At 44.3% G+C, this 14,440-nt stretch carries 15 protein-coding genes, 5 tRNA genes and 1 pseudogene; 4 read left to right on the top strand and 17 right to left on the bottom strand.

The features are described 5' to 3' along the window. Positions 1-44 precede the first annotated feature (44 nt). The gene (gene yhbH, locus ABLT31_RS00875) at positions 45-1,208 is read left to right on the top strand and encodes a sporulation protein YhbH (protein ID WP_367747645.1); all 1,164 of its coding nucleotides are present in this window, start codon (positions 45-47) and stop codon (positions 1,206-1,208) included. Beyond that, on the top strand, positions 1,208-2,623 hold the full coding sequence (locus tag ABLT31_RS00870) for a SpoVR family protein (RefSeq protein WP_367747642.1): 1,416 nt from the start codon (positions 1,208-1,210) through the stop codon (positions 2,621-2,623). The genes yhbH and ABLT31_RS00870 overlap by 1 nt, the downstream gene beginning before the upstream one ends. 37 nt (positions 2,624-2,660) lie before the next feature. On the opposite strand, the gene ABLT31_RS00865 is transcribed toward ABLT31_RS00870, so the two are convergent. From ABLT31_RS00865 to ABLT31_RS00825, 9 genes are all read right to left on the bottom strand, one after another. After that, the gene (locus ABLT31_RS00865) at positions 2,661-3,158 is read right to left on the bottom strand and encodes a DUF421 domain-containing protein (protein ID WP_367747639.1); all 498 of its coding nucleotides are present in this window, start codon (positions 3,156-3,158) and stop codon (positions 2,661-2,663) included. Between the two features lie 366 nt (positions 3,159-3,524). Beyond that, positions 3,525-3,611 (bottom strand) — tRNA-Leu (locus tag ABLT31_RS00860). Positions 3,612-3,632: 21 nt separating this feature from the next. Further along, positions 3,633-3,707 (bottom strand) — tRNA-Cys (locus tag ABLT31_RS00855). A gap of 8 nt (positions 3,708-3,715) precedes the next feature. Beyond that, positions 3,716-3,791 (bottom strand) — tRNA-His (locus ABLT31_RS00850). Between the two features lie 64 nt (positions 3,792-3,855). Beyond that, positions 3,856-4,032: a hypothetical protein gene (locus ABLT31_RS00845; protein ID WP_367747636.1), complete on the bottom strand. Its 177-nt coding sequence runs from the start codon at positions 4,030-4,032 to the stop codon at positions 3,856-3,858. A 319-nt stretch (positions 4,033-4,351) separates the two neighbouring features. Next, positions 4,352-4,831 (bottom strand): CarD family transcriptional regulator, encoded by a 480-nt coding sequence (locus ABLT31_RS00840; RefSeq protein ID WP_367747633.1) that lies wholly within the window; start codon positions 4,829-4,831, stop codon positions 4,352-4,354. A 285-nt stretch (positions 4,832-5,116) separates the two neighbouring features. After that, complete coding sequence (locus ABLT31_RS00835) at positions 5,117-5,317, bottom strand: cold-shock protein (protein WP_367747631.1); 201 nt, start codon at positions 5,315-5,317, stop codon at positions 5,117-5,119. A 394-nt stretch (positions 5,318-5,711) separates the two neighbouring features. Beyond that, positions 5,712-5,788, bottom strand: a tRNA-Pro gene (locus tag ABLT31_RS00830). Positions 5,789-5,864: 76 nt separating this feature from the next. After that, positions 5,865-5,941: transfer RNA gene (locus ABLT31_RS00825), tRNA-Met, on the bottom strand. Positions 5,942-6,282: 341 nt separating this feature from the next. Between ABLT31_RS00825 and ABLT31_RS00820 the strand changes: the two genes are divergently transcribed. Both ABLT31_RS00820 and ABLT31_RS00815 read left to right on the top strand, forming a co-directional pair. After that, a complete protein-coding gene (locus ABLT31_RS00820; protein WP_367747629.1) occupies positions 6,283-6,888 on the top strand; it encodes an alpha/beta hydrolase family protein in 606 nt (201 codons plus the stop codon). Then, positions 6,858-7,121 (top strand): alpha/beta fold hydrolase, encoded by a 264-nt coding sequence (locus ABLT31_RS00815; protein WP_367747626.1) that lies wholly within the window; start codon positions 6,858-6,860, stop codon positions 7,119-7,121. The genes ABLT31_RS00820 and ABLT31_RS00815 overlap by 31 nt, the downstream gene beginning before the upstream one ends. A gap of 87 nt (positions 7,122-7,208) precedes the next feature. On the opposite strand, the gene ABLT31_RS00810 is transcribed toward ABLT31_RS00815, so the two are convergent. The 8 genes and pseudogenes from ABLT31_RS00810 to rpoD all read right to left on the bottom strand — a co-directional run bounded on the left by ABLT31_RS00810 (position 7,209) and on the right by rpoD (position 14,437). After that, on the bottom strand, positions 7,209-7,352 hold the full coding sequence (locus ABLT31_RS00810; RefSeq protein WP_367747625.1) for a hypothetical protein: 144 nt from the start codon (positions 7,350-7,352) through the stop codon (positions 7,209-7,211). Between the two features lie 469 nt (positions 7,353-7,821). After that, positions 7,822-8,121, bottom strand: a pseudogene (locus ABLT31_RS00805) (arsenate reductase family protein); the annotation flags it as partial. 86 nt (positions 8,122-8,207) lie between these two features. Next, complete coding sequence (locus ABLT31_RS00800; RefSeq protein ID WP_367747623.1) at positions 8,208-9,011, bottom strand: alpha/beta fold hydrolase; 804 nt, start codon at positions 9,009-9,011, stop codon at positions 8,208-8,210. 29 nt (positions 9,012-9,040) lie between these two features. Beyond that, entirely contained in the window at positions 9,041-9,874 is an 834-nt protein-coding gene (locus ABLT31_RS00795) for a DUF1444 family protein (protein ID WP_367747621.1), read from the bottom strand. 20 nt (positions 9,875-9,894) lie between these two features. Next, positions 9,895-11,010: a Nif3-like dinuclear metal center hexameric protein gene (locus ABLT31_RS00790; RefSeq protein ID WP_367747620.1), complete on the bottom strand. Its 1,116-nt coding sequence runs from the start codon at positions 11,008-11,010 to the stop codon at positions 9,895-9,897. After that, positions 10,986-11,714 (bottom strand): tRNA (adenine(22)-N(1))-methyltransferase, encoded by a 729-nt coding sequence (locus tag ABLT31_RS00785; RefSeq protein ID WP_367747617.1) that lies wholly within the window; start codon positions 11,712-11,714, stop codon positions 10,986-10,988. Before ABLT31_RS00785 ends, ABLT31_RS00790 begins: the two co-directional genes overlap by 25 nt. A gap of 125 nt (positions 11,715-11,839) precedes the next feature. Continuing rightward, positions 11,840-12,982 carry an acyl-CoA dehydrogenase gene (locus ABLT31_RS00780; protein ID WP_367747614.1) on the bottom strand — a complete coding sequence of 381 codons (1,143 nt, stop codon included), beginning with the start codon at positions 12,980-12,982 and terminating at the stop codon, positions 11,840-11,842. Positions 12,983-13,288: 306 nt separating this feature from the next. Continuing rightward, complete coding sequence (gene rpoD / locus ABLT31_RS00775; RefSeq protein WP_367747611.1) at positions 13,289-14,437, bottom strand: RNA polymerase sigma factor RpoD; 1,149 nt, start codon at positions 14,435-14,437, stop codon at positions 13,289-13,291. Positions 14,438-14,440: the final 3 nt, after the last annotated feature.

Below are 14,440 nucleotides of genomic sequence, written 5' to 3'. Positions count from 1 at the left end.
GCTTGAACACAGCCATTTTAGCTAGGAAAGTTTGGTGAAAAAGCATGAATGATTCTCTATTTATTGTTTCCCATGAGGATTGGTCCCTTCACCGAAAAGGATATGAGGACCAAACCCGCCACCGGGAAAAGGTTAAGGAGGCATTGAAAAATAACCTGGCCGATTTGGTGGCTGAGGAAGGCATCCTGACCTCAGATGGCAAAAATATTGTTAAGATACCGATCCGCTCGCTCGATGAATTCCGATTTCGCTATAATTACCGCCGCCAGAATCATGTTGGCAGCGGGGATGGAAAGACAAAAAAAGGCGATGTTGTGGCCAAGGACGGCGATCCCAATCAGCAGGCTCCCGGTCAGGGCAGCGGTGCCGGAGACCAGCCGGGCGTCGATTATTTCGAAACGGAAGTAACCCTAGAAGAAGTGGAAAACCATTTGTTTTCCCAGCTTAAGCTCCCGCACCTGGATAAGAAAGAGCATGCCGAGGTAGTTGTTGATGCCATCGAATTTAACGATATCCGCAAGAAGGGCATTATGGGAAATCTGGATAAGAAGCGGACTATACTGCAAGCGATCAAGCGGAATATACAGGAAGGCGGCAAGGGGCTCGGAAAGATTCTCGAAGATGACTTGCGCTTCAAGACCTGGAATGAAGTGAAGATTCCTCATTCCCAAGCCGTGGTGCTGTGCATGATGGATACCAGCGGGAGTATGGGAAGGTTTGAAAAGGATATTGCGAGGACGACCTTTTTTTGGATTTCTAGGTTTCTCCGTCAGAATTACAAAAATGTTGAAATTGTTTTTATCGCCCATCACACCCATGCCAAGGTGGTCTCTGAGGAACATTTCTTCACCAAAGGGGAAATGGGAGGCACCGTCTGCTCCTCTGCCTATAAGCTAGCGATGGAGCTGATCAGGACAAAATATTCGCCGAGCCGCTATAATATCTATCCGATTCACTTCTCGGATGGGGACAACCTGCCCTCCGACAATGATGAGTGCACCCAAATCATTCAAAAGATGATGGAAGTCACTAACTTTTTCGCTTATGGTGAAATCAATCAGCATCACCGCATGTCCACCTTGGGGGATGTCTTTAAGGGCATCAATCACCCTAAGCTGCGAACATCCGTGATTTATGAGAGGAAGGATATTCTAGGCGCCTTGAAGACCTTCTTTTCTGAAGCTGAGGAACAGGAGCTGATCAGCTAATGGATACATTGGAGCGCGCTATCGAGGAAATTACGGAAATAGCAAAAGGCTTCGGCTTGGATTTCTATCCGATGCGCTACGAAATTTGCCCGCCGGAAATCATTTATACGTTTGGGGCCTATGGCATGCCAACTCGCTACAACCACTGGAGCTTCGGAAAATCCTTTCATAAAATGAAGCTTCAGTATGATTTGGGCATGAGCAAAATCTATGAACTCGTTATCAATTCCAATCCATGCTATGCCTTTTTGCTGGATTCCAATACGCTGATTCAAAATAAACTCATTGTGGCCCACGTCTTGGCTCACTGTGATTTTTTCAAGAATAACGCTCATTTTGCCCACACGAATAGGAATATGGTAGACAGCATGGCAGCAAGCGCTGACCGCATACGCCAATATGAAAAGAAATACGGCCGTTCCAAGGTCGAAGCTTTCCTGGATGCTGCCATGGCAATTTCCGAGCATATCGATCCTTATTCCGATCGAATCAAAAAAGCCAATCCTAAAGAAAAGCTGATTAAACCCAAAAACCTGCTGGCTTATGAAGACTTATGGGACTTGGAGCCCGCTGTTGGCGATGGGCAGCAGGCAACAGCCGCAGCAGTTCCGGCCGGCAGCGGAACAGGAACCGGTTATCGTTCGATCAAGGACATTTTAAAGGAACATCGTGCTCAGAAAGCGGATACGCAGCGCGAACAGATCATGGAACCGGAAAAAGATATCCTTCTATATATCATGAACAACAGCAGCCATCTCGAAGATTGGCAGCGGGATATCCTAACCATTGTCAGGGATGAAATGCTCTATTTCTGGCCGCAGATTGAAACGAAAATCATGAATGAAGGCTGGGCTTCCTTCTGGCATACAAGGATCCTGAGGGAAATGGATTTGACAGATGTCGAAACCATCGAATTTGCCAAGCTTAACGCTTCGGTCATTCAGCCCTCAACCACTCAACTCAATCCCTACTATCTAGGGCTCAAGATCTTTGAGGATATCGAAAAGCGCTTCGGGCGCGATCGCATGTTTGAAGTAAGGGAGGTAGAATCTGATGTCAGCTTTATCCGAAATTACCTGAACCAGGACCTGGTCAAGGAAATGGATATGTATACCTTCGGGAAGGTCGGCAGCGACTATGTCGTCAATAGCAAGGAATGGGAAAAGGTCCGGGACACTCTGGTCGAAAGCCGCATCAACGGCGGGTTTCCATACATCACTGTAGTGCATGCCGACAGGGAGCTTTTTTTGCACCATCATTTTGAAGGCGTGGAGCTCGATATTCGCTACTTGGAGAAAACCCTGCCCTTTGTCTATCAGTTGTGGGGAAGGTCTGTCCATCTTGAAACCAAGCTTGAAGAAAGAAACGTTCTATTTTCCTATGATGGTGAAAAAGTCCATCGGAAATTTATCTGAGAAGGTTGTCTTTGGGGGAGTTTCCCAAAGACGGCCTTTACTTCTTTTCCACTTCTTTCAGATCCGCATGTGTCAATGGCTGCTTGTCTTTAATGGGTATTACGCTGACTTGTCCCTCTGGTTCAAGGAAGGCCATTTCCACGTCTGCTAGCCTGGTTATCCCCTTCAGCCTTAGCTCCTCCATCAGGTTATTGTACGTCAGCCTCGAGTGCTGCAAGCCTTTCTGATCAATCTTTCCGTGATCAATCAGTTTGATCGGCTCTCCTATAGCCATCTTGGCAAACCAGCGACTCTTCACAGTAAGGTAGGCGGTAAACCGCTGCAAAAAGACTAGTGATGCAACAGCGACAGTGGCTTTATAGATATTCAATGAATCGTCTGCCAGCGGCGCTCCCATTAGAGCCCCCAGAGCGATCACCACCACCAGGTCAAAAGCAGTCAGCCTTCCGACTGCCTGATTCCCCATAATTCGGAATCCGGTAAGAACAATGATGAATATAGCCAAGCTCTTGAACATGACCGTTATATATTCCACTCAAATCACCTCAGGGATAGAGTGTTCCTTCTTCTAGAATTTATGCTACCAAGCGGACAGCAAAATCTAGACAAATCGTTGTTTAAAAACATTTTATTTATAAAATTTTCACTTTTCTCCTACTTTGATTTAAGTATATATAAAATCATGAATATTAAAAAAGGTTTATCCCGTAATTATCGAGATAAACCTTATAAAAGCTTATGTAACTTATAACACCTGCTGTGCCCTCTACGAAGACACGGATGTGATTCCAGCAGGAAGTATCTCGACGCAGTGGGAATCACGTCATTTGGTGCACCCTCCCGGGTACAACGATATCATTTCGGCAAGAAGAACATTCGACGTAGTTGAAATGATAATATATGGTGCGGTCGGCGAGACTCGAACTCGCACGATCATACGACCACTACCCCCTCAAGATAGCGTGTCTGCCAATTCCACCACGACCGCATGAATATCACAAAAATACGTTGGAGGGAGTACCCGGATTTGAACCGGGGAATAAAGGTTTTGCAGACCTGTGCCTTACCACTTGGCTATACTCCCAAATTAAATGGGGCGATCGATGGGAATCGAACCCACGAATGTCGGAGCCACAATCCGATGCGTTAACCACTTCGCCACGACCGCCATTGAAAATTTAATGTTAACAAATAATATATTATCTTTTTTTGATCTACAAGTCAAGATCCATTTAACCGATCACCTTTACAACTCGGGTTGTGCGTACATTTCTCTTGCAAGCTGAACAATAATAATCCCAAATTTCCACCATTCCTCTATCCGTCCAATCGTATCGGGGACCGTCAGCTTCAAATTCTCTTGTTTCCTTACAAATATAACAAAACATTTCTTTCGAAACCGTAAGCATTCTACCCCCCCTTTTGATAAGGGTCTATTTCAGATATATACAAGAGTTCTGAATGAAATATACTGAAATCTTTTTATATTTTTACGAGGGATAAATCGGTAGGATTGTTTCTGCCGGATATGCGAAAAAATCAACTTAGGCATATTTCACGAACATTTTTGATATCAATAGAATTCCATTTTCATGACAAAAAGACCCCTATTTTCAGGGTCTTCCCTTTAAGAATGCGATCTAAGTCATGAATATTATGACGGCAGTAATATCGATACGCTAATTCTCGAGTATAATCGAATTCTACTCCCTTTTCAAAAAATTATTCTTATTGAGGGGGGATCTCTACTAGATTTGATGCCTGCTGCTGATTCACTCCCAACACTAGCGAAAGTTCGCTGATCAACATCTGCTGGGCATGATTCAGCATGGATTTGTCCGCCTGGTTAAGCTTCTTGTTCTTACTTAATGACCTAAGGTCGCGAATGACCTTCGCTCCTTCATAAATATCTCCGCTCTTCATCTTATCAATATTCATCCGTTGCTTTTGCTGTCGTTGGTAAACAGTGGTGTCAGACCCATTTTCATGACAAATATCTAATGCCACTTGCAATGTCTCTGTATCAGCAACCCCACGTAATAACGAATCAGATCTTTGACTCGCAGGAACCATAATTTGCATACTTGTCAAAGAAAAGTTCAAAATATAATAAAGCTGTTTTTCCCCTAGGATTTCTTTTTCTTCAATGGCTTGAACAATACCTGCTCCATGCATAGGATAAAAGATTTTGTCGCCTGCTTTAAACATAATCTACCTCCTGTTGAGTATTTGTATGGAATCCTTACAGTAAAAAATAGCATCATTGCATCATCTTCTTTAAAAAATTCAAAACAACGAAAGCCCTGCCTCTCTTTCATCCTTACGGCTCCGATGACCGTGCCAGTGTGAATCGAAATTTTAAATAATACGAGGTCATTGAGGAAAGTTAATTGGAAGTGTTATATTTACGAAGAATAGAATAGAGGTCTCAGAAAGCTGGGGATATCCCCTATGATATTAAAACATTCCATAGGGTAGGCTCCATATTAGCTATTAAAGCTTAGTAACGTTAGAAGCTTGGTCACCCCGTTGCCCTTGAACAACTTCAAATTCTACAGGCTGTCCTTCTTCCAATGATTTAAATCCATCCCCAGTGATTGCGCTGAAGTGGACAAAAACGTCATCTCCATTTTCCCTTTCAATAAATCCAAAACCTTTTTCTGCATTAAACCATTTGACTGTTCCTTTTTGCATGTCAAAACCCCCAAGGTTTTATTTAAATATGCTATTCCAAAAAAAAAATCACATATTATAAAGAGCGGCCATCAATGAAGTGATAACCCTTTGTAACATGTGAATTTCACATTGGAATTATACTTTTTCTTAATTATAAATACTATAACCTATATTCCACCCAAAAATCAATGGCCAATGTTACCATGATCATTTTTATAATAATCGCTCTTTGCTGTAAATCCCGTTATCGCTCAAAAAAATAAAAAAACGCCTTCTCTTTAAATCAAATGAGAAAGCAGTTTGATTTTGCGATACTTTACGCTTCTAACCTCGCACTTATGTATGTTGTTTTCATATAGTTCAGCGTACATTCAACGACTAAGAAACGTTAATATGTAGCGGTTGTTCATAATGGTCGGAACGACAGGATTTGAACCTGCGACCTCACCCACCCCAAGGGTGCGCGCTACCAGTCTGCGCCACGTCCCGATAAATCGTTGTAGACAATTTGGTTGCCCTCTTACAAGGACACATAATTTATCAGCAGGATGCCTCTCGACGTAATTGGTTGCGGGGACAGGATTTGAACCTGCGACCTTCGGGTTATGAGCCCGACGAGCTACCGTGCTGCTCCACCCCGCGTTCATTTAGAAACTTTATAAGTGACGATTACTACTATATCATCTTCTGATGAAAAATGCAAGGAGGATTAACTAACTCCCTCTCTTTTTCATGAGTTCAACAACCTTTTCTTTTGGATCCCAGCAGGAAAATTGATACGTGGGCTTGGTATCGTAACCTAATCGCGAGCATTTGCTTTGAGATTTCCGCTCGATGCGGACAATCGAAAAATGTTTGCATGTTGCGCAGCAGTGAAACGGATTCAACTCTATCCCTCCTTGCTCTTACTTCCCATTTTAACATGCAGAAAGCTAACCGGCATAGCCATCCATGGTATAATATGTGAAAAAGGAGGGATGCAAGTGAAATCGATCGTATCCATGCAATCTTTTTGTTTTTCCCTTGATGATTCTCTAAGCTTGCGGGGAGATGTCCATACTATTGAGGATGACAGAAAAAAGCAGGTGGTTATTCTATGCCACGGATTCAAAGGGTTTAAGGATTGGGGCTTTTTTCCTTACGCAGCGAATCAATTGGCGGAGAAAGGCTACTATGTCATCCGGTTTAACTTTTCCTGCAATGGCGTCAATGAGGTCGACTTTGATGAGTTGGATAAGTTTGCTATTAATACCTATTCAAGAGAACAGGCCGACTTGAATAGCCTGTTACAGCACATAAAAGAGCGTGACCTTCCCTTATCGGAGCAATATGGCCTCGAGCACATAACACTAATCGGCCATAGCCGAGGGGGCGGAAATAGTCTGATCTTTGCAGCCGATCATCCCGAAATATCAAAGGTGATTACATGGAATGGAATAGCTAATGTGGATCTGTTCGATGAGCGTCTTAAAGAGGAGATTCGCGAAAAAGGTGTGGGGTACATAATAAATGCCCGGACAAAACAGGTATGCCCATCCGCGCTATCGTCCTCGAGGACATGGAAGCCAATAGGGAACGCTTTAACATAGTTGAGAGAGCATCTCAGCTGACCATCCCGGTGCTTTTGATACAAGGGGATGAAGACAGTCCAAGGCTCGTGGATGGAGCGAAGAAGCTGAAAGCTGCAGTCCCGGGGCATACCCTTGTTGTCATTGAAGGGGCAAACCACACGTTCGGAGCGGTACATCCCTTTCAAGGGAGCACTTCGCACTTGGACAGGGCTTTACAGGAAACACTATCCTTTCTGCAACAAGAAAACTGATACATTATGCTCCTACAGCTGAAAAGAGAACCTCTATAAGAGAGGTCCTCTTTTCACTCTTTGAAGCATTACTGGTTTTATTATCTGTTACCCATCAACTTCCGCTTCTAGATCACCCAAAATATCATCCGAGTAGGTCACCGATATTTTATCCTGACAATCCCAACATTCGCTCCTATTTCTTTCCATCAGAGCTAATTCTGCACCGCAAAATACACAAAAATCAGGCATCTTATCAATGACCTCCTTATTAAGAAAGTGATGATGATCTTATATATTATGTTATTCAAAGAGACCCGTGCTTAGTCCTTAAAAAATTTGGTTTTTGTAATTTTTTTCTATAATTCATCTTAGAAAAGGCACTATATCCATTTGTCCCTTGTTAAAATAGATGGAAAAACTCCACTTAAAACCAAAAGCAAACAAGACAAAAACGATATAATCAACCCCATTCCATTTATATGGAATAAAAAGCTATGATATCGAGGCCTTATTGGAGAATTTCCACCTATTTCCCTATCCATACCGATACTTTCGGTGAGAACGAAAAAACAAAGAAGGACTTCTGCGCCATTGGAAGAGAAGCCCTTCTTTTTAAGTTCTGACTGTGAAATTTGATACGATTCTTTTGGTGAAAACATTTAAAACTGTAGTAAAAATCGGTTGCAAATAACCCGTTAATCATCAGGGCCCTTTTGTACTAGGCTAATACTTTTTCATACTTGCTTTCATCGTAACCAACAATGACTTCGTCACCCTTGATTATGATCGGACGCCGAATTAGCTTTGGTTCTTTAGACATTTCCTCCAAGAGCTGATCCTCTGTCAGTCCTTCCAGTTCCTCTCTTCTTTCTTTATAAACTACGCCCTTTTTATTCAAGATTTCCTGCAGCGGAACTTTTTCGATCAAATCCCGAAGCTCCTGAACGGAGAAGACTTCCTTCATATAGCGGCGCTCCTCATAGGAAATGCCGTGCTCGTCAAGCCAAGACTTGGCTTTGCGGCAGCTTGTTCAAGACGGGTATGTAGAAAATGTTACAGACATCATTCATTCTCCTTTTCTGTATGTAATTTATATCATTAGCTTCATACGGATCCGCTGAGCCATGTCTGAATGGCATCGAAAACCTCTTGCGGCTTTTCTTCAATGACCTGATGGCCCGCTTCCGCAAAGCTGACAAGAGTAGAGTTCGGAAGATCCTGCCTCAGATGCACACCTTTTCTTAAGGGAACAATTTGATCTTCAGCTCCCCAGATCAGCAAGCATGGGTGCTTAATGTTTCCCAAATCATCGATGATCATATCGCCTTCCCTGTGGCGGAGTAATCCGATCAGCGTATCGCAGAAGCCGTCCTCCTGGGCGGGTTCCGCATAAGCCCTTATCATTTGTTCCGTTATATGGGCCTTATTGTAGAAAGTCGTCTCCAGCACATCCTCGACCTTATGACGTCCTATCCACCATTTTACTCCTAACCGAGTAAATGGTATATAAGACGCTAGAATCGCGAGTCGGCTTGCCTTATGCAAATACGCTGAAGATGATACAAGCACTAATTTTGCAATCAGTTCAGGGGATTGCTTTGCCACGTAAAGCGCAATTTGACCGCCCATGGAGTGCCCCAGCAGAACCACATTCCTTAAACCCAGACGGGTAATGAACTCAATTATCATGAGGCCGTAGTTTCGGTAGGAATACTCAAAATCACAAGGCTTCCCGCTTTTCCCGAATCCAATCAGGTCTAAGGCGTAAACGTCATAGTGTTGTCTAAGGCTGGGAATCAGCTTTCTGAAACAGAATGTATTGGCCAAGAATCCATGGATCAGAACAAACGTACACTTCGGAGATGGATTGCAGCAAGGATGCCGTTCAAAGTAAACTTCACTTCCCATAATGCTGATACGGTCCGGGAAGCTCATTGCTATTTCCCTTTCTTTTTGACAACCTGGGGAGAAGCACCCGGATTAGACATCACCATAATCGGCTCCAAGGCTTGTTCGTCGGTATAGATGAACGGCAACGGAGAGATAGGGATATCGCCCTTCACACAAAAATCCATATTTATTCTCGCCAGCACCTTATATCCCATCTCATTGCGTATGTCTGCAATGATTAGCACATCCTGATGCGGAATGGCTACTCCCATGTCCTCTCCGATCTTGCGCCTCATGAACGCAATCAGCTCATCATTTAAAATCCGGCTAGCCGCATAACCATCATTCGGTGCGAAAAAGTAAAAATGATTACCTGCAACTTGATCTTCCTTGTAAGAGGTATCTAGGCCTTTCAGGTTGGCTAGGGCCTGCGCAAAAATTTCCTGATCGTCATAACCGCTGGCCCGAGCCATTTCACGGTCAATGAGAACATAAGTCTTACCCAGGTCCAAAGCGTAGAATATTCTTGACTCAGCGGTATGCTCCTGGTTTAACAGCGGCACTCCCTGTTTTTCAAGCGGATAAGCAGCACTTCGCAAAACAGGATAAATATTTCTCTCATTGCCTCGGATCTGTTTTTCCTGCAAACTGGCACTTGCCATCTCTAATACCTTTCGAACCACTTCCTCTAAATAGGCCTGTTCCTTCCCATGCTCCAATTTTCTAAGGATGGCATCGAGCGAGAGATGAAACCCTGCTCCACTGATCTCTTTGTGCTCGACAAGAAGATCATCTTCTTGAATTTTAATCTGCCATGCTTCCGGATTCAATTGCTTCTGCAGCTCGTCCAGGAGAAAAGCGGAGACCTTATTCTTATCCATGTCTGTTCACCTCCCGCCAATTACAGGAATTTAAAGGGATCCGTATTTATTTGGGAAGCAAGAACTTCGGTCTGGTAATTGCCATGCATTAGCTTGTGCACTAATAGTTCACGTACGGCTTCCTTCATAATTTTCTCTATATTATGTCCTGGATCAATAAGACAAAGGCCGGAAGACATGGCATCGTGAGCCGTATGATAATAAATGTCTCCGGTCACCAGCACATCCGCCCCCTTAAAAGCAGCCTTGGAAACATAGCTATTGCCATCTCCGCCTAATACAGCGACCTTCCTGACCGGCCGATTCAGATCCCCCACGATTCGGAGCCCGCTTACTTCAAAGGCTTCCTTCACCTTTTCCGCCAATTCTCTAAGCGTTACCGATTTTTCAAGCTTGCCTATTCTGCCCAATCCATACCTCTGTCCAGCTTGTTCCAAGGGATAAATATCATAGGCCACTTCTTCGTAGGGATGGGACTTGAGCATCGCTTTCACTACTTTATTCTGCAGTTGGGATGGCACGATCGTCTCTAAACGGATTTCCTTTACTCTTTCCAGTGTCCCCTCAGCTCCGGTAAAGGGAGTGGCTCCCTTCTGGGGGAGGAACGTCCCCGTTCCCTCCACATTGAAGGTGCAATGGCTGTATTTCCCAATCCAGCCCGCCCCTGCCTCGGCAATAGCCTGAAGGACCTGTTCATGATGCGATTCGGGAACGAACACCACAATCTTCTTTAACTGTTCCGTGTAAAGTTCATCTAACGGCTCTGTCTCCGCTAACCCTAGCGCGCTGGCCATCAGATCATTGATCCCCCCTTGTGCAGCGTCGAGGTTCGTGTGAGCTATGTAGACAGCAATATCATGCTTGATTAACTTTTCGTAAAGCCTGCCTGCCGGAAGGTCAGTCCTTAAATTTTTCAAGGGGCGGAAAATGACAGCATGATGGGCAATGATCAGGTCTACGCCTAGCTCAATCGCCTCATCTACCACTTCTTCCAACACATCAAGGGTTACCAATACTTTCTTAATCTCTTTATTGGAAGTGCCTACTTGTAATCCAATCTTATCCCCTTCCATCGCCAGATGCTTGGGGGCAAACTGTTCAAACATCTGAATTATGGTTTGTCCGTTTGCAAACATTGTAATACCTCCTCAATCCACTTCAAGCGTTGCTCTATTTCTGCTTTTTTTTCCTCTGCGCCGGCTGAACGGGATTTTTCAAGTCCTTGCATAACCCTTTGGGCTTTTTCTTTTTCAGCCTTCCATTTCTCTAGCAATATCGGTGACTGCTGATCCCAAAGGAAGGGCCCCAATTCAAACCACTCGTCTCTTGTCCAGCGGTTAGACTGATAAGGGAGCCCTGGATCTCCTTTTATGGCTGATAGGACTTCGTATATTACACCGTCTTCCTCTAAAATACTTTCCCCTATCAACTGCCATCCGTTCGTATATAGCCACTCTCGAACTTGGCGCTCCGCAACGTTGGGCTGCAGGATTAAATGCTCTACAGAAGACAGCCCAGCAATGCCTTGCTCTAGGATATGGCTAATCAATGTACCTCCCATGCCCGCGATACACACCGTATCCACTTCTCCATCGGCAAGCACAGAAAGCCCATCTCCTAGCCTGACATCAATCTCATCCACTAGTCCCGAAGCCATAACATGCCGCTTAGCGGACTCCCATGGCCCTTTATTGACTTCACCGGCAATGGCGGACACCGCCTTCCCTGCCTGAATGAGATAGACAGGCAAAAATGCGTGATCTGACCCGATATCGGCTACTTTACTCCCTGGTCGGACAAAGCTTGCAATTGTATCTAATCGCTTTGAAACGGTAAGCATGTTATCACCTTCACCTGTTGCCCTATTTTTCAACTCTGCCCCTATTTTACCTCAAATGCCGAAAACAAACAAAAAGCGTAGAGCACAATCTCTCTACGCCTATAATGCTTTCTGCCATGGATGGATTACTGGGCGCCAATTTCCCTTGAAATGACCATCCGTTGAACCTCCGAAGTCCCTTCCCCAATTTCCAGAAGCTTCCCATCCCGGTAGAATCGTTCAACTTGGTACTCTTTCATATAGCCATAGCCACCGTGGATTTGAATGGCCTGATCACATACTCTCGTACACGTCTCAGAAGCAAACAATTTCGCCATCGCTGCATCTTTCGTAAATTTTCTTCCCTGGTCCTTAAGCCATGCAGCCTTATATACCATCGTTCTAGCTAGTTCTATATTCATTGCCATATCGGCCAATTTAAATTGAATGGCTTGGAATTTAGAAAGACTCTGTCCGAATTGCTTTCTCTCCTGGGCATACCGGAGGGCTTTTTCATACGCTCCCTGGGCAATTCCCACCGCCATGGCCCCTATCCCAATCCTTCCCCCATCCAAGGTTATTAAAAACTGCTTGAATCCATAACCTTCCTTCCCCAGCTGGTTCTCCTTAGGAATTCGAACATTTTCCATGATAAGCTCCGTGGTATTAGAGGCATGCAGGCCCATCTTTTCATAGTTATTAACCACGGTGAAACCTGGGGCATCCGTTGGAACGATGAAAGCTGTAATGCCGCTGGTTCCTCTAGTCTTGTCGGTTACTGCCGTTAACGCCAGGTTCTTCGCAAAGCTGGCATTAGTAATAAAGCACTTCGATCCGTTTATCACCCACTCGTCCCCATCGGGCACTGCTGTTGTTTGCGTTCCTCCTGCATCAGACCCAGCGTTCGGCTCGGTAAGGCCAAATGCTCCCAGGTATTCCCCGCGGCAAAGCGGGGTCAAATATTTTTGCTTCTGCTCCTCCGTACCAAAAAGATGAATAGGAGCCCCCCCTAGAGAAATATGGGCAGAATAAGTAATTCCAGTCGATCCGCAAACCCGGCTCAATTCCTCGACAACTATAGCAAAGCTAATGGTATCTGCGCCCCCGCCTCCGTACTGTTCTGGAAAAGGGAGACCCATCAGCTCCAGATCAGCCATTTTCTTAACAATCTCTACAGGAAAAACTCCTGTTTTATCCCTTTCATCCGCTCCAGGCGCCACTTCTCCTTCAGCAAAATCACGGAGCATTTTTCTTATCATCCCTTGCTCTTCGGTTAAATCAAAATCCATAAATATCCCTCTCTTCTTATTCTTGATTGAGCGCTTGCTCAGAAAAGATGCATTTTTCAGATGATTATTTCTAAAGTAATTATATAAAATAATACATCTATTTGACAACGGTTTCATGTTGATTTTTTCCAACAGCTATATTTGCATTGTCCCTTTAAAACCGCTAAAATAAGAAAAACTTCTATTAAAGCTATAAAAAAATAGTCAAACTCATCCTAAGCAAGATCTTCTTCCCTAAGCGCTTTTTATTCCGTAGAAAAACCTGCAAAATGGTTTCCCATAATGCAGGTTCTCAAGAGCGAATCTTTATTCAAGAAAATCCTTTAATCTTTTACTGCGACTAGGATGACGCAATTTTCTCAAAGCCTTCGCTTCAATCTGGCGTATTCTTTCACGCGTAACTCCAAATACTTTTCCCACCTCTTCGAGTGTGCGGGTTCTCCCATCATCCAAACCAAAGCGCAAACGAAGCACATTTTCTTCCCTGTCTGTTAAGGTATCAAGCACATCCTCGAGCTGCTCTTTCAATAGCTCATAAGCCGCTGCATCAGAAGGAGCTAGGGCTTCTTGATCCTCAATAAAGTCTCCAAGATGTGAATCATCTTCTTCACCAATCGGTGTTTCCAAGGAAACCGGTTCCTGGGCAATCTTTAAGATTTCTCGAACTTTCTCCGGTGTGAGATCCATCTTTTCTGCAATTTCCTCAGGAGAAGGCTCCCGTCCAAGCTCTTGAAGCAACTGTCTCGATACGCGGATTAGCTTGTTGATTGTCTCTACCATATGCACGGGAATCCGAATGGTCCTTGCCTGGTCGGCAATAGCGCGCGTAATGGCCTGACGGATCCACCAAGTAGCATAAGTACTGAATTTATAACCCTTTTTATAATCAAATTTCTCAACCGCTTTGATCAATCCCATGTTTCCTTCTTGAATCAAGTCAAGGAATAGCATTCCGCGGCCTACGTAGCGTTTAGCAATACTAACCACTAGCCTTAAGTTTGCTTCCGCTAGTCTCCGCTTTGCTTCCTCATCCCCTGTTTCAATCCGCTGGGCTAAATTGATTTCTTCGTCAGCAGATAGCAAGGGAACACGGCCGATCTCCTTTAAATACATGCGAACCGGGTCATTTATCTTAATTCCAGGAGGGACAGATAAATCATTGAGGTCAAATTCCTCTTCATCATCCATTTCATCCTCGGGAACGATATCGTCTTCCTCTTCGGTTTCATTGATTACTTCTACACCCTGATCGGATAAATACTCGTAGAATTCATCCATCTGGTCCGAATCCTGGTCAAAAGGCGATAGGCGCTCCATTACTTCCTTATAGGTGAGAACCCCACGCTTCTTTCCCACCTCAACCAATTGCTCTTTTACTTGATCAATGTTTAGTTCGGTTGCTTCTTGAGCTACTTCTGTGACAACACCTGGCTTGTTTTCTGTTTTTTTGGCCATGGC

The organism is Ammoniphilus soli, assembly GCF_040813775.1.
Note: the sequence above shows the minus strand (reverse complement) of the source record. Positions and strands in the feature narration are given on the sequence as shown.

Bases quoted from the DNA above. Each gene is read 5' to 3' on its own strand.
- yhbH (WP_367747645.1), top strand. From the start codon at position 45: ATGAATGATTCTCTATTTATTGTTTCCCATGAGGATTGGTCCCTTCAC.
- ABLT31_RS00870 (WP_367747642.1), top strand. From the start codon at position 1,208: ATGGATACATTGGAGCGCGCTATCGAGGAAATTACGGAAATAGCAAAA.
- ABLT31_RS00845 (WP_367747636.1), bottom strand. From the start codon at position 4,032: ATGCTTACGGTTTCGAAAGAAATGTTTTGTTATATTTGTAAGGAAACA.
- ABLT31_RS00840 (WP_367747633.1), bottom strand. From the start codon at position 4,831: ATGTTTAAAGCAGGCGACAAAATCTTTTATCCTATGCATGGAGCAGGT.
- ABLT31_RS00835 (WP_367747631.1), bottom strand. From the start codon at position 5,317: ATGCAAAAAGGAACAGTCAAATGGTTTAATGCAGAAAAAGGTTTTGGA.
- ABLT31_RS00815 (WP_367747626.1), top strand. From the start codon at position 6,858: ATGGAAGCCAATAGGGAACGCTTTAACATAGTTGAGAGAGCATCTCAG.
- ABLT31_RS00810 (WP_367747625.1), bottom strand. From the start codon at position 7,352: ATGCCTGATTTTTGTGTATTTTGCGGTGCAGAATTAGCTCTGATGGAA.
- ABLT31_RS00800 (WP_367747623.1), bottom strand. From the start codon at position 9,011: ATGGGAAGTGAAGTTTACTTTGAACGGCATCCTTGCTGCAATCCATCT.
- ABLT31_RS00795 (WP_367747621.1), bottom strand. From the start codon at position 9,874: ATGGATAAGAATAAGGTCTCCGCTTTTCTCCTGGACGAGCTGCAGAAG.
- ABLT31_RS00790 (WP_367747620.1), bottom strand. From the start codon at position 11,010: ATGTTTGCAAACGGACAAACCATAATTCAGATGTTTGAACAGTTTGCC.
- ABLT31_RS00785 (WP_367747617.1), bottom strand. From the start codon at position 11,714: ATGCTTACCGTTTCAAAGCGATTAGATACAATTGCAAGCTTTGTCCGA.
- ABLT31_RS00780 (WP_367747614.1), bottom strand. From the start codon at position 12,982: ATGGATTTTGATTTAACCGAAGAGCAAGGGATGATAAGAAAAATGCTC.
- rpoD (WP_367747611.1), bottom strand. From the start codon at position 14,437: ATGGCCAAAAAAACAGAAAACAAGCCAGGTGTTGTCACAGAAGTAGCT.